Source organism: Stenotrophomonas sp. 10L48 (assembly GCF_056395105.1).
The window spans coordinates 313,534-334,493 of the sequence record NZ_JBFTIX010000004.1; the positions used below are offsets into that span (position 1 = coordinate 313,534).

General features: G+C 67.3%; 14 protein-coding genes and 3 tRNA genes. 8 read left to right on the plus strand and 9 right to left on the minus strand.

What is annotated here, in order from left to right:
* Window positions 1–8: 8 nt before the first annotated feature.
* The gene (gene rnr / locus AC1DCU_RS08885; protein WP_025875411.1) at window positions 9–2,468 is read right to left on the minus strand and encodes a ribonuclease R; all 2,460 of its coding nucleotides are present in this window, start codon (window positions 2,466–2,468) and stop codon (window positions 9–11) included.
* A gap of 128 nt (window positions 2,469–2,596) precedes the next feature.
* On the opposite strand from rnr, the gene AC1DCU_RS08890 reads away from it, so the two are divergent.
* Window positions 2,597–2,681: transfer RNA gene (locus AC1DCU_RS08890), tRNA-Leu, on the plus strand.
* Window positions 2,682–2,840: 159 nt separating this feature from the next.
* Window positions 2,841–2,927 (plus strand) — tRNA-Leu (locus AC1DCU_RS08895).
* A gap of 60 nt (window positions 2,928–2,987) precedes the next feature.
* On the opposite strand, the gene AC1DCU_RS08900 is transcribed toward AC1DCU_RS08895, so the two are convergent.
* The gene (locus tag AC1DCU_RS08900; RefSeq protein ID WP_032975820.1) at window positions 2,988–3,734 is read right to left on the minus strand and encodes a sulfite exporter TauE/SafE family protein; all 747 of its coding nucleotides are present in this window, start codon (window positions 3,732–3,734) and stop codon (window positions 2,988–2,990) included.
* A 96-nt stretch (window positions 3,735–3,830) separates the two neighbouring features.
* Here AC1DCU_RS08900 and AC1DCU_RS08905 point away from each other — a divergent pair, with 96 nt between their 5' ends.
* Both AC1DCU_RS08905 and AC1DCU_RS08910 read left to right on the plus strand, forming a co-directional pair.
* Window positions 3,831–4,742 carry a LysR substrate-binding domain-containing protein gene (locus AC1DCU_RS08905; RefSeq protein WP_032975813.1) on the plus strand — a complete coding sequence of 304 codons (912 nt, stop codon included), beginning with the start codon at window positions 3,831–3,833 and terminating at the stop codon, window positions 4,740–4,742.
* A 50-nt stretch (window positions 4,743–4,792) separates the two neighbouring features.
* A tRNA-Leu gene (locus AC1DCU_RS08910) sits at window positions 4,793–4,879 on the plus strand.
* 188 nt (window positions 4,880–5,067) lie between these two features.
* Here the strand turns inward: AC1DCU_RS08910 and emrB are convergent.
* Genes emrB through emrR form a run of 4 tightly spaced genes read right to left on the minus strand, consistent with a single transcriptional unit; the run spans window position 5,068 to window position 9,786 of the window.
* On the minus strand, window positions 5,068–6,654 hold the full coding sequence (gene emrB, locus AC1DCU_RS08915; RefSeq protein WP_025877622.1) for a multidrug efflux MFS transporter permease subunit EmrB: 1,587 nt from the start codon (window positions 6,652–6,654) through the stop codon (window positions 5,068–5,070).
* Window positions 6,655–6,662: 8 nt separating this feature from the next.
* Window positions 6,663–7,841 carry a multidrug efflux MFS transporter periplasmic adaptor subunit EmrA gene (emrA, locus tag AC1DCU_RS08920; protein WP_025877623.1) on the minus strand — a complete coding sequence of 393 codons (1,179 nt, stop codon included), beginning with the start codon at window positions 7,839–7,841 and terminating at the stop codon, window positions 6,663–6,665.
* 11 nt (window positions 7,842–7,852) lie between these two features.
* Window positions 7,853–9,346 carry a multidrug efflux transporter outer membrane subunit EmrC gene (gene emrC, locus AC1DCU_RS08925; RefSeq protein ID WP_032975811.1) on the minus strand — a complete coding sequence of 498 codons (1,494 nt, stop codon included), beginning with the start codon at window positions 9,344–9,346 and terminating at the stop codon, window positions 7,853–7,855.
* Entirely contained in the window at window positions 9,343–9,786 is a 444-nt protein-coding gene (emrR, locus tag AC1DCU_RS08930; protein WP_025877626.1) for a multidrug efflux system transcriptional regulator EmrR, read from the minus strand. Before emrR ends, emrC begins: the two co-directional genes overlap by 4 nt.
* Before the next feature lie 145 nt (window positions 9,787–9,931).
* Here emrR and AC1DCU_RS08935 point away from each other — a divergent pair, with 145 nt between their 5' ends.
* Together AC1DCU_RS08935 and parC are read left to right on the plus strand one after the other, a co-directional pair.
* The gene (locus tag AC1DCU_RS08935; protein WP_032975809.1) at window positions 9,932–10,840 is read left to right on the plus strand and encodes an AraC family transcriptional regulator; all 909 of its coding nucleotides are present in this window, start codon (window positions 9,932–9,934) and stop codon (window positions 10,838–10,840) included.
* 59 nt (window positions 10,841–10,899) lie between these two features.
* Window positions 10,900–13,143, plus strand: a complete 2,244-nt coding sequence (gene parC, locus AC1DCU_RS08940; protein WP_032975808.1) for a DNA topoisomerase IV subunit A — start codon at window positions 10,900–10,902, stop codon at window positions 13,141–13,143.
* 253 nt (window positions 13,144–13,396) lie between these two features.
* On the opposite strand, the gene bfr is transcribed toward parC, so the two are convergent.
* Window positions 13,397–13,885 carry a bacterioferritin gene (bfr, locus tag AC1DCU_RS08945; protein ID WP_025877631.1) on the minus strand — a complete coding sequence of 163 codons (489 nt, stop codon included), beginning with the start codon at window positions 13,883–13,885 and terminating at the stop codon, window positions 13,397–13,399.
* A 125-nt stretch (window positions 13,886–14,010) separates the two neighbouring features.
* On the opposite strand from bfr, the gene AC1DCU_RS08950 reads away from it, so the two are divergent.
* A complete protein-coding gene (locus AC1DCU_RS08950; RefSeq protein WP_442251033.1) occupies window positions 14,011–16,341 on the plus strand; it encodes a penicillin acylase family protein in 2,331 nt (776 codons plus the stop codon).
* Between the two features lie 117 nt (window positions 16,342–16,458).
* On the opposite strand, the gene AC1DCU_RS08955 is transcribed toward AC1DCU_RS08950, so the two are convergent.
* Window positions 16,459–17,847 (minus strand): cation:proton antiporter domain-containing protein, encoded by a 1,389-nt coding sequence (locus tag AC1DCU_RS08955; RefSeq protein ID WP_032975806.1) that lies wholly within the window; start codon window positions 17,845–17,847, stop codon window positions 16,459–16,461.
* A 108-nt stretch (window positions 17,848–17,955) separates the two neighbouring features.
* Window positions 17,956–19,647: an asparagine synthase B gene (gene asnB / locus AC1DCU_RS08960; RefSeq protein ID WP_032975805.1), complete on the minus strand. Its 1,692-nt coding sequence runs from the start codon at window positions 19,645–19,647 to the stop codon at window positions 17,956–17,958.
* A gap of 341 nt (window positions 19,648–19,988) precedes the next feature.
* Between asnB and AC1DCU_RS08965 the strand changes: the two genes are divergently transcribed.
* Entirely contained in the window at window positions 19,989–20,867 is an 879-nt protein-coding gene (locus AC1DCU_RS08965; protein ID WP_442251057.1) for a tetratricopeptide repeat protein, read from the plus strand.
* Window positions 20,868–20,960 lie beyond the last annotated feature (93 nt).

Genomic DNA, 20,960 nt, shown 5'->3' on the forward strand with positions numbered 1-20,960 from the left:
CACACCTTTCAGTACTTCTTCTTCGCGCGCTTGGCTGGCTTGCCGCGCTCGGGCAGCGGGGCCGGGCCTGCTTCCTCTTCCTCGCCCTTGTGCTCGACCAGGCGGAAGTCGATCTTGCGTTCTTCCATGCTGGCCTTCAGCACCAGGATGCGCACCTGGTCACCCAGCCGGTAACTGCTGCCGCGACGCTCGCCGGTCAGTGTCTTGCGGGTCGCGTCGAACTTGTAATAGTCCTGCGGCAACTGGGTCACGTGCACCAGGCCCTGCACCTTCGAGTCGGCCAACTCCACGAACAGGCCGAAGCTGGTCACGCCGCTGATCACGCCGTCGAACTGGCCACCGACGTGTTTTTCCATCCATGCCGCGCGGTAACGCTCATCCACTTCGCGTTCGGCCTCATCGGCGCGACGCTCACGCTCGGAACACTGCAGTGCCAGTGCTGCCATCTCGCGGGCGGTGTAGGTGAACTTGTCCAGCGGCTTGCCCGACAGCGCATGCTTGATCGCCCGGTGCACCAGCAGATCCGGGTAACGACGGATCGGCGAGGTGAAGTGCGCATACGCTTCCAGCGCCAGGCCGAAGTGGCCGTTGTTGTCGGGGCTGTACACGGCCAGGCTCTGGCTGCGCAGCAGCACCGATTCCAGCAGCGTGGCGTCGGGACGGTCGCGGATCTTCTTCAGCAGCTTGGTGTAATCACCCGGGCGCACCTTCGACCACGGCGGCAGGCTCAGCTTGAACTCCTTGAGGAATTCCAGCAGATCGGCGTACTTGGTCTCCGGCGGCTTCTCGTGCACGCGGTAAGGCGCCGGCACATGGCGCGACAGCAGGTACTTGGCCGCCTCCACGTTGGCCGCGATCATGCATTCCTCGATCAGCTTGTGCGCATCGTTGCGCACCAGCATGCCGGCCTGGGTGACTTCACCGCGGTTGTCGAGTACGAAGCGGACTTCACTGCTTTCAAACTCGATCGCGCCACGCTTGCTGCGCGCCTTGGACAGCACCTTGTACAGCTGGTGCAGGCGCTGCACCTGCGGCAGCAGGTCGCCGATGAAGGCCTTCGCACCGGCATCGTCCTCGCCCACCGCCTGCCACACCTGTGTGTAGGTCAGGCGCGCATGCGAATTCATCACCGCTTCGTAGAAGCGCGAGCCGGTCACCTGGCCCTCGCGGTCGATCTGCATGTCGCAGACGAAGCACATGCGGTCGACCTTCGGCATCAGCGAGCAGATGCCGTTGGACAGCGTTTCCGGCAGCATCGGCACCACGAAGCCCGGGAAGTACACCGAGGTGGCGCGCTTCTGTGCTTCATCGTCCAGCGGCGTGCCGGGACGGACATAGTTGGAGACATCGGCAATGGCCACCACCAGGCGGAAGCCATCGGCGTTCGGCTCGCAGTACACCGCGTCGTCGAAGTCCTTGGCGTCCTCGCCATCGATGGTCACCAGCGGCGTGCTGCGCAGGTCGACGCGGCCGCCGATCATCGCCGGCTCGACCACCAGCGGTACCGAGGCGGCTTCGTCCAGCACCTCCTGCGGGAACTCGAACGGCAGCTCGTGGCCGTGGATCGCGGTTTCCACCACCAGCGAGGCAGTCAGCTTGTCGCCGAGCACGGCGATGATGCGACCGATCGGCGGACGGCGGCTGTCCGGTGCCTGGGTCAGTTCGCAGACGACCAGCTGGCCATCGTTCGCGCCGCCGGTCTGGTCCGGCGGTACCTGCACGTTGCGCTGGATGCGCTTGTCATCGGGCACCACGTAGTTGATGCCCATCTCGACGCTGAAGCGGCCGATCAGGCGCGTCATGCCGCGCTCGAGCACGCGGGCGATGCTGCCTTCGCGACGGCCGCGGTGGTCAATGCCGGTGACACGTGCCAGCACCTTGTCGCCGTGCATCACCTTGCGCATTTCATAGGGCGGCAGGAACAGATCGTCACCGCCCTCGACCGGGCGCAGGAAGCCGAACCCTTCCGGATTGGCGATCACCACGCCGGTGACCAGGTTCAACGTCTGGATGGGCGCGAAGCCGCCGCGGCGGTTCTGCACCAGCTGGCCGTCGCGGACCATGGCGCCAAGCCGGCGCGACAGCGCTTCGGCACGGTCCGGTGCGGTCAGGCCCAGGCGCGCGCCGAGTTCCTCAGCCGTCTGCGGCCCTTCGCAGCGTTCCAGCAGGGCCAGGATGGCCTCGCGGCTGGCAATGGGTTGTTCGTACTTTTCCGCTTCGCGGGAGGCGTAGGGATCATCGATCACCTTGCCCGCCGGTGGCAGCTTGCGACCCGTTGCCGGGCCCGGCGGCTCGGCGTTGCGGCGGCCACGCCCCGGAGGCGGTGCACCGCCTTCGGCCAGTGCGGGGAGCCAGCCCGGCAACGGCTTGCCCGGCTTGTTGTTGCGGGCAGTGCCCTGCTTGGTGCCCTTGTTGGGGGCTTCACTGCGGGACTTGCTCCCGCCCTTGCTTGGTTTTTTGGTAGTCATCGCCCTCCATGGTAGCCGCTGTGGGCGTGCAGAACGGGTCAGCGCCCGTCTTTGAACAATCGGGTGAAAAACGTTCACAAAATCGTTGACAGCCTGCGTGTTCATCTTCACAATTGCGCCTCTGGAACGCCCAGATGGCGGAATTGGTAGACGCACTAGTTTCAGGTACTAGCGGGTAAAACCGTGGAGGTTCGAGTCCTCTTCTGGGCACCAACGAAAAAACTCCTCGCTTCGGCGGGGATTTTTTTTGCCTGTAATCCGGCTGCCGCACCCATCCACGCATGGCGTGGATCTACTGAGCGCGTTGGACGCAGGAATTTCAGAAGGGTGTTGACACCTCCGTCACGGCACCCCATAATTCTCCTCCTCGACGCCCAGGTGGCGGAATTGGTAGACGCACTAGCTTCAGGTGCTAGCGGGGGCAACTTCGTGGAGGTTCGAGTCCTCTCCTGGGCACCATGTCGAGAATGAAAAACACCCGCGAAAGCGGGTTTTTTCTTGTCTGGCGTCCGGTCGGCATCACCACCACGAACGCAGCATCAGCTCCAGGCCCAGCAGCAGCAGGAAGCCGAGGAAGCAGGCACGGAACACGCGCGCACTGATGCGCTGGCGGATCACCTGCCCCAGCCACATGCCCAGCAGCGCCGGCAGCACCGCCAGCGCGCTCAATCCCAGTTGCTGCACGCCAAACGCACCGTTGAGCACCAGCCCGGTGGTCAGCGAGATCGTCGAGACGGTGAACGCCAGGCCCAGTGCCTGCACCAGCTCCTCGCGCTGCAGGCCCAGCGACTGCAGGTACGGCACCGCCGGCATGACGAACACGCCGGTGGCGCCGGTGACCACGCCGGACACCGCCCCGACCAGCGGCCCCAGCCAGCGCTCGCTCCGCTGCGGTACGCGGAACACCGGCGCCACCAGTGCGTACAGCGCATACACCACCAGCGCCACGCCCAACGCGGCGCGCGAGGCATCACGATCCACCCGTACCAGCAGCGCGGCCGAGCCCAGCGTCACCACCACCACGGACAGCATCATCGGCCACAGCCGCCGCAGGGTGCGGCCCAGTGATGGCCCGGACAGCAACTGCCAGGCATTGGTGACGAAGGTGGGAATGAACAGCATCGAGGCCGCCGCCACCGGCGACAACGCGCCGCCCAGCAATCCCATCGCCACCGTCGGCAGGCCCATGCCGGTCACGCCCTTGACCACCCCGGCCAGCACGAACACCACCACCAGCAACCCATAGAAGTATGTCGTCTCGTTCATGCCGCCATTGGAGCCGGCGCCGCAGGCGCGCACAATGCGGTCTTCCCGCCTGCGCCTTCGGACCAGCCGAAGGCAGGGCCGAGCGGAGCAAACGACATGCGCTTGGACATTGCCGATCTGCGCCTGTTCCTGGCGGTGGCCGAAGCCGGCAGCATCACCGCCGGCGCGATGGAGGCGAATCTGGCACTGGGATCGGCCAGCGAACGCCTGCGCGCCATCGAAACCGACGCTGGCACGGCGCTGCTGACCCGTCACCCGCGCGGCATCAGCCTCACCGAAGCGGGTGCCGCACTGGCCCATCACGCGCGCCTGATCCTGCAGCAGCAGGCGCAGCTGCGCGGCGAACTGCAGGCGTTCGCCCACGGTGCGCGCGGCACGCTGCACCTGTACGCCAACACCGCGGCATTGACCAACTACCTGCCCGCGCGGCTGGCCCCATGGCTGGCAGAGCGCCCTCGCCTGCGCGTGGAACTGCACGAACGCACCAGCAATGAAGTCGTGCGCGCGATCCGTGCCGGCCAGGCAGAGGCCGGCATCATCAGTGACGCCGTCCCCGCCGACGGGTTGCACCGCCATGTGGTTGCGGAAGACCCGCTGATGATGCTGCTGCCGGCTGGCCATCGCTTCGCCGCGCGACGCTCGCTCGACTTCAGCGATGTGCTGGGCGAGACCTTCGTTGCCCTGGCCGACGGCAATGCGCTGCAGACCTATATCGAAGAGCTGGCGGCAGAGGCCGGACGCACGCTCGACGTGCGCATCCGCATGAAGACCTTTGAAGGCCTGTGCACGATGGTGGGCCATGGCATCGGCGTGGGCATCGCGCCGCGCACGATCGCGCGGCAACATCGGCGGGCCACCGGCATCGTCGCCGTTGCACTCGGCAACGCATGGGCACAACGCCGGCTGTGCGCCGCGTTCGCCGACTGGAAATCGCTCTCGCCACCGATGCGCAGCCTGCTGCTGCATCTGGATGTGGACGCGGAAGCCGGTGCAGAAAAAAATGTGTGAAATGGTGTTGACACATATCCAGCCTTCCTGCAAAATTCTCCTCCTGAGTCGCCCAGGTGGCGGAATTGGTAGACGCACTAGCTTCAGGTGCTAGCGGGGGCAACTTCGTGGAGGTTCGAGTCCTCTCCTGGGCACCATGACTCAGACAATGATCAAACCCGCGCAAGCGGGTTTTTTCATGTCCGGTATTCGAAACGCGATCGCCTGCGCGGCAGTCCATCCACGCATGGCGTGGATCTACTGGAATTCGCATGCCTGCGTGGATGCACTGCAAACAAAAACCCCGCCTTCCGGCGGGGTTTTGTTTTTCAGCAACAGCGATCGATCAGTGCCCGCCACCGGCGGCGGCACCCGCGCCCGCACCGAAGGGCGGCTTGGCCAGCCACAGGAACGAGATGATCGCCAGGAAGATCCAGCCCAGCAGGAAGAAGATGTCGTTGAAGCCCATCTGCGATGCCTGGTGGTTGATCATGTTGTTCAGCACCGCCGCGCCATGTTGCAGGTCGCCCTGCCCCATCGCCGCCACCTGGTCCTGCATGCCCGGCTGATAGGCCGAAATGTGCTCGGTCAGGTCCGCGTGATGCACCTGCGTGCGACGCGCCCACAGCCAGGTGGTCAGCGACGCCGCGAAACTGCCGCCCAGCGTACGCAGGAACGTGGCCAGGCCCGAACCGGCCGCGATCTCACGACCATCCAGGTCCGACAGCAGGATCTGCAGCACCGGCATGAAGAACAGCGCCACGCCGATGCCCATGATCAGCTGCACGCCGGCCACATGGTGGAAGTCCACCTGCAGGTTGAAACCCGAACGCAGGAAGCTGGTCATCGACAGCACCACGAACGCGATGGTGGCCAGCATGCGCATGTCGAAACGCGATGCGTACTTGCCCACGAACGGGGTCATGATCACCGGCAGTACACCGATCGGGGCTGTTGCCAGACCGGCCCAGATCGCGGTGTAGCCCATGTCGCGCTGCAGCCACTGCGGAATCAGCAGGGCCACGCTGAAGAACGCCGCGTAGGCCACCACCATCGCCAGCGTACCGGCACGGAAGTTGCGGTGCCGGAACAGCTTCAGGTCGACGATCGGGTCCTTGTCGGTCAGCTCCCAGATCAGGAACACGGTCAGCGCCACCACGGCAACGCAGGCCAGTACCACGATCTTCATCGACGAGAACCAGTCTTCGTCGTTGCCCAGGTCGAGTACCAGCTGCAATGCGCCCACGCCGATCACCAGGGTGACCAGGCCGACGTAGTCCATCTTCGGCTTCTCGACGTGCTCCGGGCGCCCCTTCAACTGGTTGCCCACCACCAGCGCAGCGAAGATGCCCAGCGGCACGTTGATCAGGAAGATCCATTCCCAGCTGTAGTTGTCGGTGATCCAACCACCGAGGATCGGCCCGCAGATCGGCGCCACCACGGTGATCATCGCCAGCAGCGCCAGCGCCTGCCCGCGTTTCTCCCGTGGATAGATCGAGACCAGCAGCGACTGGGTGATCGGGTACATCGGGCCGGCGACGAAGCCCTGCAGCGCACGCGACAGCACCAGCATGCCCATGCTCTGGGCCAGGCCGCACAGCAGCGAGGTGATCACGAAGGCCAGCGTGGCCCACACGAACAGCTTGCGCTCGCCGAAGCGACGGCTGAGCCAGCCGGTCAGCGGCAGCGCGATCGCGGTGCTGACCGCGAACGAGGTGATGACCCACGTCGCCTGCTGCGAACTGGCGCCAAGATTACCGGCGATGGTCGGCAGCGAGACGTTGGCGATGGTGGTGTCGAGCACCTGCATGAACGAGGCCATCGCCAGGCCCACGGTGCACAGGGCCACACTGGGTGGCAGGAATCCAGCGGCCGCACCCGGCGCCGCCGGTGCGCCCGGAGAGCCGGGCGCAGCTGGAGCTTGTGCGGACATGGCCGACCTCAGCTCGCCTTGGACTGCTGCGGCAGGTTGCCCTGGATGATCGTGTGGATCACCTCATCGGCATCGTGCAGCTGCTTGGCGTACACGTCGGTGTCGAACACCGTGCCCTTGGCGGCTGCGCTCGGCAGCACTTCGCCCTTCTGGTCGCGCAGGCTCACCTCGGCCTTCATCGACAGGCCGATGCGCAGCGGGTGTTCGGCCAGCTGCTTGGCATCGATGGCGATGCGCACCGGCACGCGCTGCACGATCTTGATCCAGTTGCCGCTGGCGTTCTGCGCCGGCAGCAGCGAGAACGCCGAGCCGGTGCCCAGGCCCAGGCTGTCGATGCGGCCCTTGTACTTGACGTCGCCGGCATACAGGTCCGACTTCAGCTCCACTTCCTGGCCCAGGCGCATGTGCCGCAGCTGGGTTTCCTTGAAGTTGGCTTCGACCCACATCTGCTCGGTCGGCACCACCGCCATCAGCGCATTGCCCGGCTGCACGCGCTGGCCAACCTGCACCGAACGACGGGCGACATAGCCGGTGACCGGCGCGACGATGCCCGAACGTGCATTGTTGAGGAAGGCCTGGCGCAGCTGCGCGGCGGCAGCCTGCACATCCGGCTGGGTGGCGATCACGGTGTCATCAACCAGTGCGCGGTTGCGCTCGACGGTCTCGCGCGAACCGGCCACGGCCGCTTCGGCAGCTGCCAGCTCATCGCGGGCGTGGGCCAGTTCTTCGTTGGAGATGGCGCCGGTGGCGGCCAGGCCCTTGCGGCGTGCGAAGTCGTCGCGCACGCGCTTCAGGGTCACCTGGCGTGCGTTCAAGTCCGCCTGCGCACCTTCGACGCTGCGGTACAGGCCGCGGGTCTGGCGCACGGTCTTGGCCAGGTTGGCTTCGGCCTGCTGCAGGGCCACCGAGGTATCGGCCGGGTCCAGCTGCACCAGCAGCTGGCCGCGCTCCACGCGCATGCCGTCATCGGCGTTGATGGCGACCACGGTACCGGCCACCAGCGGGGTGATCTGCACCTGGTTGCCCTGCACGTAGGCGTCGTCGGTCTCTTCGAACCAACGGCCGAACATGAAGTACCACAGCGCCAGTGCCGCCAGCAGCAGCACGACGATCACGAACAGGCCGCGCAACAGCTTGCCGCGGCGGTTGGGGGCGGCGGGGGCCGCAGTGTCTTGGGTCTGGCTCATGGCAGGCGTCTTCAGGAATGCGAGGAATCGGAATGGGAAGCAAGCGGTGCGGCATCAGCGTCACTGGGCTGGAAACCACCGCCGAGCGCCTTGCTCAGGCGCACCGAGGTCTGCAGCTGCTGCGACTGCAGGCCGGCCAGCTGCTGCTGCGACTGCAGCAGGGTGGACTGCGCGGTCAACACGTCCAGGTAGCTGCCGATGCCAGCGCGATAGCGCTGCTGGGCCAGGTCGAATGCAGCGCGTGCGGTATCCACCGCCTGCTGCTGCGACTGCGCCTGCTGCGCCAGTGAGCGCACCGCGTTGACCTGGTCGGCCACGTCGCGCAGTGCATCGAGCACCGCCTGGTTGTAGTTCGCCACGGCCAGGTCGTACTGCGCATCGGTGTTGGCCAGGTTGGCCCGCAGCTTGCCGCCTTCGAAGATCGGCAGGCTCAGCGCCGGGCCGATGTAGGCGAAGCTGGAACTGCTCTGCAGCAGGTCGCCGACATTCGGTGCGACCACGCCGGCCAGCGCGGTCAGGTTGAGGCTCGGGTAGAACCGGGTCTTGGCGACCTTGATCTGCTTGTCGGCCGCTTCCACCCGCCAGCGCGCGGCGACGATGTCGGGGCGACGGCCGAGCAGTTCACTGGGCACCACGCCCGGCAACTGCAGGGCCAGCGGGTTCATCGCCCGCGGGCGTTCGATCGACAGGCCGCGGTCCGGGCCCTTGCCGACCAGCGCGGCCAGCGCCGTGCGCCCGGCATCGATGCGCTGCTGCGCCGCCAGCAACTGCTGCTGTGCGGCCGGCACGCGGGCTTCGGCCTGGCGCACCTGCAGGTCGCTGTCGATGCCGGCACTACGACGCTGCCGGGTCAGCTGCAGCGACTTCTGCGAGCGCGCCAGTTCTTCTTCGGCCACGTCGTTGAGCTGCCAGGCGTAGGCCAGGTCGGTATAGGCCTGGGCGATGCCGGTGGACAGGTTCAGGCGCGCGGCCTGGGCCTCGACGGTGGCGGCGTGGGCGCCATCCACGGCAGCCTCCCAGGCGGCGCGCTTGCCGCCCCAGAGGTCGATGCCGTAGCTGAAGTCGAACGCGATCTGGCTGCTGCCGGCGTAGTGGCCGCCGATTTCATCGCCAGCCATCGATTCGGGCAGGCGCAGGCCGGTGTAGCCACCGGACACGGAGAGGCTGGGCAGGCGATCGGCGCGCGCGGTGCCGACCTGCGACTGTGCCTGGCGCAGGCGCGCGTCGGCGGCGTCCAGGCTCGGATGGCCGGCCAGGCCTTCGGCGATCAGCGCATCCAGTTGCGCATCGCCCAGTGCCTTCCACCAGTCCTGGGCAGGAAAACCGGCTGCGCTCAGGTCGCTGTCGGCCAGGGTACGTTCGCTGTGCAGGCTGTCCACGTCGAGCACGTGGCCCTGCGGGTCAAGGCCACGGCTGCTTGCGCAGGCGGCCAAGGCCAGGGCCAGCGCTGAAACCAGCAGCGCGCGCCCGGAGCGGCGGAGAGTGGGATGCGGGATCGGGTTCATGGGGTTGTCAGGGAATCGCGGATTCGGGTCAGGAGGGACAGCAGCTGCGTGCGTTCGTCGGCGGACAGATCGCGCAGGGCGTAATCCATCACCGCGTCGCCGCGCAGCTTCAACCGCGCCCACAGCGCGCGGCCTTCATCGGTCAATACGATCTGCAGTGCACGCCGGTCCTGCGCATGCGGCTCGCGGCGCACGCAACCGAGCGCTTCCAGCTTGTCCAGCAGGCGGGTGACCGCGCTGGGCACCTGGTCGATGGCCTGGGCCAGCTCGTTGGCCGTGCACGGCGCCATGTTCGAGAGCACCTTCAGCCCGATGTAGTGGGTGAAGCCGATGCCGAGGTCTTCTTCGGCCATGGACGCGTCGAGCTGACGGACCAGGCCGTCGCGCACCTGGCGCAGCAGCAGGCCGAAGCTGGGGGGAGTGGTTGCAGGACAGATCATGGGGGAGCATTCTCTTCCAAAAAAAATATTTCTCAATGGAAATATTCGATCTGGCATCAAATGCTGTGTTGCAGCAGTGGGCTGGATCAGGTGAAGGCGCCACCTTAATGGCGCCCCCAACTGGCCCGGTAGTACAATCCAGCCAATGAATGTCACATTCAAGCCACCCCCGGCCCACGTGAAGGCGGGCGAACCCGGCCCTGCCACCCTGCTGCGCGAAGAAGCACTGGATTGGTTCGAGCGCAATGACGGCCCGCCGGTCATCGCCTTCCGCTTCGACAGCCCGCAGGGGCTGGCCCGCGAAGTGGACTGGCATCACCACGTCCGCGCGCAGCTGATCTGCGTCGAACGCGGCCTGCTGACCACCCGCACCTCGCATGGCACCTGGTCGCTGGCGCCAGGCTCGGCGGGCTGGATGCCGCCGGCCGAGCCGCATACGGTCCACATCGATGGCCCCCTGCGCGGCTGGGGCATGGTGCTGGCCGCACCGCTGTGCGCCGAACTGCCCGCCGACCCATGCGTGCTGGGCATCTCGCGGTTGGCGCAGGCAGTGGCCGAACGCATCTGTGACTGGCCGCAGGACTACGAAAGCACCAGCGAACGGCAGCACATCATCAACGTTCTGCTGGACGAGATACGCGCCGCGCCGCGCCAGCGCATGCACCTGCCGATGCCGCGCGACCGGCGCCTGCTGAAGATCGCCTCGCAGCTGCTGGCCGACCCGGCCGACGAGCGCGGCCTGGCGCAGTGGGCGCATTGGGCCGGCCTGTCGCCGCGCAGCCTGACCCGCCATTTCCGCGACGAGACCACCCTGAGCTTTGCGCAATGGCGCCAGCAGGCGCGGCTGGCCGAGGCGCTGCGGCAGCTCAGCGAGGGCCGCAGCGTGGCTGACATCGCCCACGCACTGGGCTTCAGCAGCGCCAGCGCCTTCGTCACCGTGTTCCGGCGACACTTCGGGCTACCGCCCGGACGCTACCTGGCACGGGCCGGCCACGGCCTGGAACCGGGCCTTGACCCTGCACGCGGCTTGGCATCCCCCGCCGCATCCGGATAATCACTGGATTGAGAGCGGCGACCGCCGTCACCGCCTCCCGACATAGGTAACAACGCCGCATGACCGATCTTGCCCGCCCCGTGTTCCACGGTTTCGAACAACTGCCGCTGCGCGAGTACGCCGAACGCGCCTACCTCGACTACTCGATGTACGTGGTCCTGGATCGCGCCCTGCCGTTCATTGGCGACGGCCTGAAGCCCGTGCAGCGCCGCATCATCTATTCGATGAGCGAGCTGGGCCTGAATGCCGCGTCCAAGCCGAAGAAGTCCGCACGCACCGTCGGTGACGTCATCGGTAAATACCACCCGCATGGCGACAGCGCGTGCTACGAAGCGCTGGTGCTGATGGCACAGCCGTTCTCGTACCGTTATCCGCTGATCGAAGGCCAGGGCAACTTCGGTTCCAGCGACGACCCGAAGTCGTTCGCGGCGATGCGTTACACCGAATCCAAGCTGACCCCGATCGCCGAAGTACTGCTGGGCGAACTGGGCCAGGGCACCACCGACTGGGCACCGAACTTCGACGGCACCCTGCAGGAACCGACCTGGATGCCGGCACGCCTGCCGCATCTGCTGCTGAACGGCACCACCGGCATCGCCGTGGGCATGGCCACCGATGTGCCGCCGCACAACCTCAACGAGATCGTCAGCGCGCTGCTGCACCTGCTGGACGATCCGGATGCCAGCGTGCGCGACCTGTGCGAGCACGTGAAGGGTCCGGATTATCCGTCCAACGCCGAGATCATCACCCCGGCCAACGATCTGCGGAACATGTACGAGACCGGCAACGGCAGCGTGCGTGCGCGTGCCACCTACATCAAGGAAGCGCACAACGTGGTGGTCACCGCGTTGCCGTTCCAGGTGTCGCCGTCGAAGGTGATCGAGCAGATCGCCGCGCAGATGCGCGCCAAGAAGCTGCCGTGGCTGGAAGACATCCGCGATGAGTCCGACCACGCCAACCCGGTGCGCGTGGTGCTGGTGCCGCGCTCGAACCGCGTCGACGCCGAGCAGTTGATGGGGCACCTGTTCGCCACCACCGACATGGAGCGCAGCTACCGCGTCAACCTCAACGTGATCGGGCTGGACGGCCGTCCGCAGGTGAAGAACCTGAAGACGCTGCTCAGCGAATGGCTGGCATTCCGCAGCAGCACCGTCACCCGCCGCCTGCAGCACCGCCTGCAGAAGGTCGAGCGTCGCCTGCACCTGTTGGAAGGCCTGCTGGTGGCGTTCCTCAACCTGGACGAGGTGATCCACATCATCCGTACCGAGGACGAACCGAAGGCGGCGCTGATCGCACGCTTCGGCCTGTCCGAAGACCAGGCCGAGTACATCCTGGAAACCAAGCTGAAGCAGCTGGCCCGCCTGGAAGAGATGAAGATCCGCGGCGAGCAGGACGAACTGGCCAAGGAGCGCGACAAGATCCTCAGCATCCTCGACAGCAAGGCCAAGCTGAAGAAGCTGATCCGCGACGAGCTGCAGGCCGATGCGAAGAAGTTCGGCGACGAGCGCCGCTCGCCGCTGGTGCAGCGCCAGGCCGCGCAGGCCATCGACGAGACCGAGCTGGTACCGAGCGAGCCGATGACGGTGGTGATGTCCGAGAAGGGCTGGATCCGCGCCGCCAAGGGCCACGACATCGATGCCTCGACCCTGTCCTACCGCGATGGCGATGCGCTGCAGGGTGCAGTGCGTGCGCGCAGCACCCAGCAGGTCGCGTTCCTGGACAGCGAAGGCCGCGCCTACTCCACGCCGGTGCATACCCTGCCCTCGGCACGCGGCAACGGTGAGCCGCTGACCGGCCGCTTCTCGCCAGCTGCGGGCACCAGCTTCGTGACCCTGGCCAGCGCCGAACCAGATACGCGCTTCGTGCTGGCCTCGACCCACGGCTATGGTTTCGTCACCCGCTTCGAGAACCTGATCGGTCGCAACAAGGCCGGCAAGGCGATGCTGAACCTGTCGGCGGGCTCATCGGTACTGACCCCATCGGTGGTGGCGAACGTCGCTACCGACCGCATCGTCGCGGTGACCAGTTCGGGCAACCTGCTGGCGATCGCCGCCAACGACCTGCCGGAACTGGACAAGGGCAAGGGCAACAAGATCATCGAGATCCCCAAGGCCAAGCTCGCCACCGAACGCGTGGTCGCCATCGTGGCAATCAGCCCCGGCCAGACCCTGCAGGTCCGCAGCGGCCAGCGCACCATGGGGCTGAAGTTCAACGAGCTCGACGCCTATCTGGGCGCCCGCGCCACCCGTGGCCATCTGCTGCCGCGTGGCTGGCAGAAGGTGGAAGGGTTGTCGGTCGAATGATGGTAGGTGTCAACCTTGATTGACACGCCTTGCCCGGCAACCGGGAACCCGCCGGGCATGGCCCGGCGCTACCGGGAACGGAGCATCAGACACAAAAAAGCCGGGGCATTCCCCGGCTTCTTTGTTTGTCGGCTGGCGGGCGGTGGAGCAGCTGGCGGGCGAAGGCTGGCTGGCGGTGCTCCGGTGCTGGCGGGCGACGTTGCTTTGCGCTCCTGGTAGAGCCGGGCATGACCCGGCGCTACGACAATCGGGGTCAGTGCGCCGGGGCGCCGCTGCCGTCGATCTTGCTCAGCTGGTACAGCTCCAGGCCGATGCGCTTGATCAGGCCCAGCTGCTGCTCCAGCCACCAGGCGTGGTCTTCCTCGGTGTCCTTCAACTGCGCCAGCAGCATGTCGCGGCTCACGTAGTCGCCCTTCTCCTCGCACAGCTTCATGCCGGCGGCGAGGTTGTTGCGCACCGCGTATTCGGTGTCCAGGTCCTTGCGCAGCATCTCCTCCACGGTCTTGCCGGGCTCGGTGGCATGCGGGCGCATGTCCGGGTCGCCGCCCAGGAACAGGATCCGGCGCAACAGCGCGTCGGCATGCTGGGTCTCTTCCTCCATCTCGTGGTTCAGGCGTTCGTACAGCGCGAACAGGCCCTGGTCCTCGTAGCGGCGGGAGTGGATGAAGTACTGGTCGCGGGCGGCGAGTTCGCCGCGCAGCAGTTCCTTCAGGCAGGCGATGACGTCCGGGTTGCCTTTCATGGGGGGAGCTCCTGTGAATCGATGGCGCCCATGGTGCCCCATCTGGAAATACGGTGATCTAATCGGAATCAGTCGCAGTTGCGCCTGCGGCTACAATCGGCCGACCTGCTCGGAAAGGACCTGTAATGCGTCGTACGTGGCGGTGGATTCTGGGTGTGCTGGTGGCAATCGTGCTGCTCGCGGTGCTGGTCCTGTGGTTGCTGCTGCGCGGCAGCCTGGCCGAACTGGACGGCGAGCGCCCGTTGCCCGGGCTGGCCACCAAGGTCACCGTGGAGCGCGATGCGCTGGGGGTGGTCACCATCACCGCCGGCAACAAGACTGATGCCCTGCGGGCGCTCGGCCGTGTTCACGCGCAGGAACGTTATTTCGAAATGGACCTGATGCGGCGCAGTGCCGCGGGTGAACTGTCCGCCCTGTTCGGAGCGAAGGCGATCGAAGCCGACAAGCGCATGCGCGTACACCGCCTGCGCGCGCGCACCGAGGCCCATCTGCAGGACGCACTGGGCAGCGACCCTGCGGCCGTGCGCGCCTATGTGGACGGGGTCAACCAGGGCCTGGGCAGCCTGGCGGTACGGCCATGGGCCTACCTGCTGCTGCGGCAGGCGCCCCAACCGTGGCAGGCCAGCGACAGCGTGCTGGCAGGCCTGGCCATGTACGCCGACCTGCAGGACCCCAGCAACCAGTCCGAACTCGCCCTGGAGCGCATCCGCGCGGTGGTGCCACCGGCACTGCATGCGCTGCTGGCGCACGACGGCAGCGAGTGGGATGCGCCGCTGGTCGGCGCTGCCCGTGGCAACGCCCCCCTGCCTGATGCCAGCCAGCTGGACCTGCGCACGCTGAAGGCCGCGACCGGCGCGGCTGCCGAGGATGCCGACGCGGTCGGCAGCAACAATTTCGCCGTGGCCGGCGCGCTGACCGCCGATGGCCGTGCGATCGTCGCCGACGACATGCACCTGGGCCTGCGCGCCCCCAGCCTGTGGTTCCGTGTGCGCCTGCGCTACCCCGATCCACAGGCTGCGGGTGGCCAGGTCGACGTCAGCGGATTCTCGCTGCCGGGCGTGCCGGCGGTGATCGTCGGCAGCAACGGCCACGTGGCCTGGGGCTTCACCAACAGCTACATCGACACTGCCGACTTCCGCACCGAGCCAGCGGACGCTGCAGTGACCGTGCACGAGGAACGGATCGTCGTGGCCGGCGGTGCCGACGTGCGTTTCCCGGTACGCGAAACCGCGTGGGGACCGATCCTGCACACCCACGCCGATGGCAGAGGCGACGCCCTGCGCTGGGTCGCGCAGTTGCCGGGCGCGGTGCGCATGGACTTCGCCGACATGGCACGGGCCGCCGATCTGGACCAGGCCCTGCAGATTGCCGACCATGCCGGCATTCCCGCGCAGAATCTGGTGATCGGCGACCGCAGCGGGCGTATCGCGTGGCGCCTGATCGGCGCGCGGCCTGACCGTGGCCCGGGCTGTACACCGCTGGGCTTCAATGACAATCACCGCAACCCGGGCTGCGCGCCGTGGCCGATCCGCAGCGACGCCGCGCCGAGCCTGGTCGACCCCGCCTCGCATCGGCTGTGGACGGCCAACAGCCGCGTGGTGGACGAGGCGACGCTGGCCACGGTCGGCAATGGTGGCTACGACCTCGGCGCACGCGGACGGCAGATCCGCGACCTGCTGGCCACGCAGGAGCATTTCGACGAGCACGACCTGCTGGCGATCCAGCTCGACGACCGCGCGGTGTTCCTGCAGCGCTGGTGGGTGCTGCTGCACCAGGTGGTCGAACACAGCGACGATCCGGCACTGAAGCGGTTGGGCACGGTCAGCAGCCATTGGGAGGGTCGCGCCGCGATCGATTCGGTCAGCTACCGGGTGGTGCGCGAGTTCCGCACACAGGTACTCGACACGTTGACCGATGCGCTGCTGGCACCGGCCCGGGCACCGCTGGGCGAGGATTTCCTGGCACCGCGACTGGCGCAGCTGGAAGGCGTGGCCTGGCCGATGCTGCAGCAGCGCCCGGCCAACCTGCTGCCGCCCGCGTACACGAACTGGGATGCGCTGCTGGCCGATGCGGCGCGCCGTACCGAAGCGGAGCTGTCCGCGCAGGGGCCGCTGGCGCACCGCATCTGGGGCGAGCGCAATACCGCAGCGATCTGCCATCCGGTCGCGCGCGCCCTGCCCGCCTTCGCCAGCCGCTGGTTGTGCATGCCGGCCGATCCCCTGCCCGGCGACCGTGACATGCCGCGTGTACAGACGCCGGCGTTCGGCGCCTCGCAGCGCATGGTGGTCTCGCCCGGCCACGAGGCCGATGGCATCGTGCACATGCCGGGTGGGCAGAGCGGCCATCCGCTGTCGCCGTACTGGGGCGCCGGACATGAGGACTGGGTGCATGGCCGCCCCACCCCGTTCCTGCCCGGCAAGGCGCAGCACACGTTGACGCTGCTACCGGCGCGATAGCGCTGGCCGGCCACGGCATGATGCCCGCCGCGTGTGCGTGGCTGCCGGCCAGCGGCCGGCACTACCCTGCCATCAGGCCGCGGGGGATGCCCTGCACCGCCACCGGGCGCGACCGGGTCAGGCCTTGCGGCGCTCGATCAGGTTCAACAGCGGCCCGGTCATCGCAGTGGTCACCAGTGCCATGATCACCAGCACCGCAAACAGGCGGTCGCCAAGCAGGCCCAGCTCGTAGCCCAGGTTGAGCACGATCAGCTCCATCAACCCGCGGGTATTCATCAGTGCACCCAGTCGCCACGCTTCGCGCGAGGTCATGCCGGTACTGCGCGCCGCGCTCCAGGTGCCCAGCAGCTTGCCCACTGTGGCCATGGCGATCACCACGACGCACAACGCGATGTCACTGGTCTGCAACGCATCGGCGCGCATGCGCAGGCCGGTCATGGCGAAGAACAGCGGCAGCAGCAGCGTCACCGCGAACGGTTCGACCCTGGCCACCAGCAGGTGCCGCAGCTGCGCGTTGGACGACACCGCCACGCCTGCAGCGAAGGCGCCGAACAGCGCATGGATGCCGAGCACTTCGGTGACCAGCGCACTGGCCAGCGACAGCAGCAGGATGCCCAGCAGCCAGCGCCCTTCGCGACCCGGCGCGATGGTCTGGCGGGCGAACCACGGCTTCACCAGTCCCAGCATCAGCGCGATGAACGCCACCACGCACAGCAGGTTGAGGCTGGCCGGCAACCAGCCGGTGGCCTGCGCTGCCGCCACGATCAGCGCCAGCAGGCACCACGCGGTAGCATCGCCCAGCGCCGCGCAGGCGATGGCGGTCTGCCCCAGCGGTGTGTGGGTGATGCCGCGATCAGCGAGGATGCGCAGCAGCACCGGGAAAGCGGTGATGCTCATCGAAATACCGACGAACAGCGCGAACGCGGTGAAACCCACGCCCTGCGGGCCATGCTGCGGGTACAGCCAGATGGCCAGGACCACACCAAGCACGAACGGCACCGCGATGCCTGCGTGGCTGACGGTGAAGGCGAATCGACGGCGCCCACGCAGCGCGCCCAGATCCAGTTCGGCACCAGCCACCAGCAGGAACATCAGCACACCCAGCTGGCTGAGCATACCCAGCGGCCCGAGCGAAGCGGCCGGGAACAGTGCACCGTGCACCTGCGGCAGCAGGCTGCCCAGCAACAGCGGCCCCATCATCAGGCCGGCGGCCATCTCGCCGATCACGGCCGGCTGGCCGAAACGCTTCAACAGCGCACCGGCGCCCTTGGCGACCAGCAGCAGCACCAGCAGCTGCAGCAGGAACAGGCCGAGCGGCGAGGCCAGGTGATGTGCCCAGTCACTGCCGACCACGGCTTCGGCCTTGCTGGCCACCGTCGGCAGCCCGGGGCCCGCATAGCGCGCCAGCAGCAGGCCGACCAGCAGCGGCACGCCGGCCCACACCAGGTAGCGCCAAGCCCACTTCGTCGGCCTCACGGGACCTCCGGTCTGTACGTCCATGAACATTCCCCAATGTGCAGGGGGCTGATGATACGTCCCTCGCCGCCCATGCGCTGCAGGGCTCGCCGGGCATGGCCCGGCGCTACCCGTGTGGCTGCCGCTCGGCGCGGCCGATCAGGCCAGGGCCTGCTCGTGCACGCCGGCGATGGCGCGGCCCGATGGGTCGGCGGCGGCGGCGAAGCTGGCATCCCAGGCGATCGCTGCCGGCGAGGAACAGGCGATCGACTTGCCGCCCGGCACGGTTTCAGCCGCCGCATGGCTGGGGAAGAACTGCTCGAACAGGTGACGGTAGTAGTACGCCTCCTTGGTCTGCGGCGGGTTGTGCGGGAAGCGCTTGTCGGCCGCAGCCAACACGCGGTCGCTGACCTGTGCTTCGGCGTGCGCCTTCAGGCCATCGATCCAGCCATAGCCGACGCCATCGCTGAACTGCTCTTTCTGCCGCCACAGGATGCTGTCCGGCAGGTAGCCCTGGAAGGCTTCGCGCAGTACCGCCTTCTCGATGCGGCGACCACCAAAACCGGCGCCGACCATCTTGTGCGCGGCATCGAATCGCATCGCCACGTCGAGGAACTCGCGGTCCAGGAACGGCACGCGCGGCTCCACGCCCCAGGCCATCATCGACTTGTTGGCGCGCAGGCAATCGTAGTTGTGCAGGGCGTCGAGCTTGCGCACCAGTTCCTGGTGGAATTCGCGCGCGTCCGGTGCCTTGTGGAAGTACAGATAGCCGCCGAAGATCTCGTCGCTGCCTTCGCCGGACAGCACCATCTTCACCCCCATCGCCTTGATCCGGCGCGCCAGCAGGAACATCGGCGTGGAGGCGCGGATGGTGGTGACGTCGTAGGTTTCAATATGGCGGATCACCTCCGGCAGCACGTCCAGGCCTTCTTCGAAGGTGTATTCGAAGCCGTGGTGGACCGTGCCCAGTGCTTCGGCGGCCACCGCAGCAGCGGCCAGATCCGGCGAGCCCTTCAGGCCGATGGCGAACGAATGCAGGCGCGGCCACCACGCTTCGCTCTGCCCGCCATCTTCGATGCGACGACGCGCATAACGTGCTGCCACGGCGGCAACCAGCGACGAATCCAGCCCGCCCGACAGCAGCACGCCGTACGGCACGTCACTCATCAACTGGCGTTCGACCGCATGTTCGAAGGCCTGGCGCAGCTCGGCGAGATCGGCCGGGCGGCCCTGCACGTCGTCGTACTCGCGCCACGGCTGTTGGTAGTAGCGCACCAGCTCACCGCTGGCGCTGTCGTAGTAATGGCCAGGCGGGAACTGGGCGACGTCGGCACAGGTATCGACCAACGCCTTCATTTCAGAGGCGACGCGCAACCGCCCCTGCGCATCATGGCCCCAGTACAGCGGCACCACGCCGACCGGGTCGCGCGCGATCAGTACACGGCCCGCACTGCGATCCCATAAAGCAAAAGCGAAGATGCCGTTGAGCTGCTCCAGCCACTGCGCCGGCGACCCGCCCTGGCAGTACAGCGCGTTGATCACCTCGCAGTCCGAGCCGGTCTGGAAGGCATAGGCCTGGGCAAGTCCGGCCTTGAGCTGCTGGTGGTTGTAGATCTCGCCGTTGACCGCCAGCGCCAGCTGCCCGTCTTCGGACAGCAGCGGCTGCGAGCCGCCTGCCGGATCGACGATGGCCAGGCGCTCGTGCACCAGCAGCGCGCCCTCGTCCAGGTACACACCGCTCCAGTCCGGGCCACGATGACGCTGGCGCTGCGACAGCTCCAGCGCATGGCGGCGCAGGGAAGGAAGATCGTCACCGGCCTGCAGGCCGAAAATACCGAAGATCGAACACATGGGTGGAACTCCTGTTGTGGGGAAGTACACGGGGGGAAGGTGTTCGACCGGCCATCCAGGCCCGGGTGGGGCTGCGCCCGGGCACAAAAAAACCCGCATCGGCCGATGCGGGTTTTCTGGTGTCCGGGCGTATGTTGCTGTCTATCTACCCAGGGCGCAGTCCCGCATCGGCCGCGCACGATTATTCGCACGCAGATTATTGCGGTTGGTGTTGTTGACGGCGGTGGCCAGGCGGATCGACATGGCATCGACCCTACCCCGCTTTCCGGCACGGCGCAACCGTTGCGTTGGCAACCACTCCGCAGAGCGCATAATGGCCCGCCATGAAACGTGCAATGGAAATGCAACACCGCAACGGACGCAACGCGGCTCTGGCCGCCCTGATCTGCCTGGGCCTGGCCGCCTGCCAGACCCTGCCCCCACCCTCGCTCCTTCCGCCGGCTCAGCAGCAGAGCCTGGAACAACGCGGAACCGACGGCAGCTTCGAGGGGGCCTTTGATACCGCGGAAACCTTCGAGCGCTTCAACGATCCGCGCGCCATCGCCTATTACGAGCGTGCCGCAGCGGTCACCCCCTGGACCTTCCACAACACCAAGGCGGAAAAAGCCCTGGGCCGGATCTGGATCTCCGGCACGCTGCGGTATGCCGACAGCCCCCACATCAACCCTGCGCCGGTGCTGCGCGCGTCCTGGCGGCGTGGCGAACGCGCCTATCTGGCGGCGGCCTACCACGGCAATCCCTATGCGTTCTACGAACTCGCCAAGGCCTATCGCCAGCGTGGCGACGCGCAACAGGCGCTGTGCTGGGACCTGCGCGGAATGATCTACCAGCGCTACCCGAGTTCATCGTCGCGACTGCCGGATGCGGTGGCCGCGCAGGGCGACAGCGTGCATCCGCTGGTTGCGCAGATCCAGCGTCGCGCCGAGCGCGGCGATGCCGAAGCGCAGGTGGACCTGGGCGCGCTGCTGGAGAAGGGCGTGGGACTGCCGCGCGATCCGGCGCGTGCGCTGCAGCTGTACCAGCGCGCCGGCGAGAAGGGCAATGTGTTCGGCCAGTACTTCGCCGGGCTGCTGCTGGGCCGCAGTGCGCCGGGCGTCGAGAAGAACCCTGACGCTGCTGCGGCCTGGTTTGCCAAGGCGGAAGCACAGCAGTTCTACATGGCGGCGCCGAGCTACTGGAAGAAAGCGGTCGAACCGCCGTTCTTCAGTTTTTCGGAGTAACGCGCGCCGCTGCGCTCGCCGGGCATGGCCCGGCGCTACCCACGATCATCCGCACGCTCACCCCGGTGGCGCCGGGCCATGCCCGGCGACGCG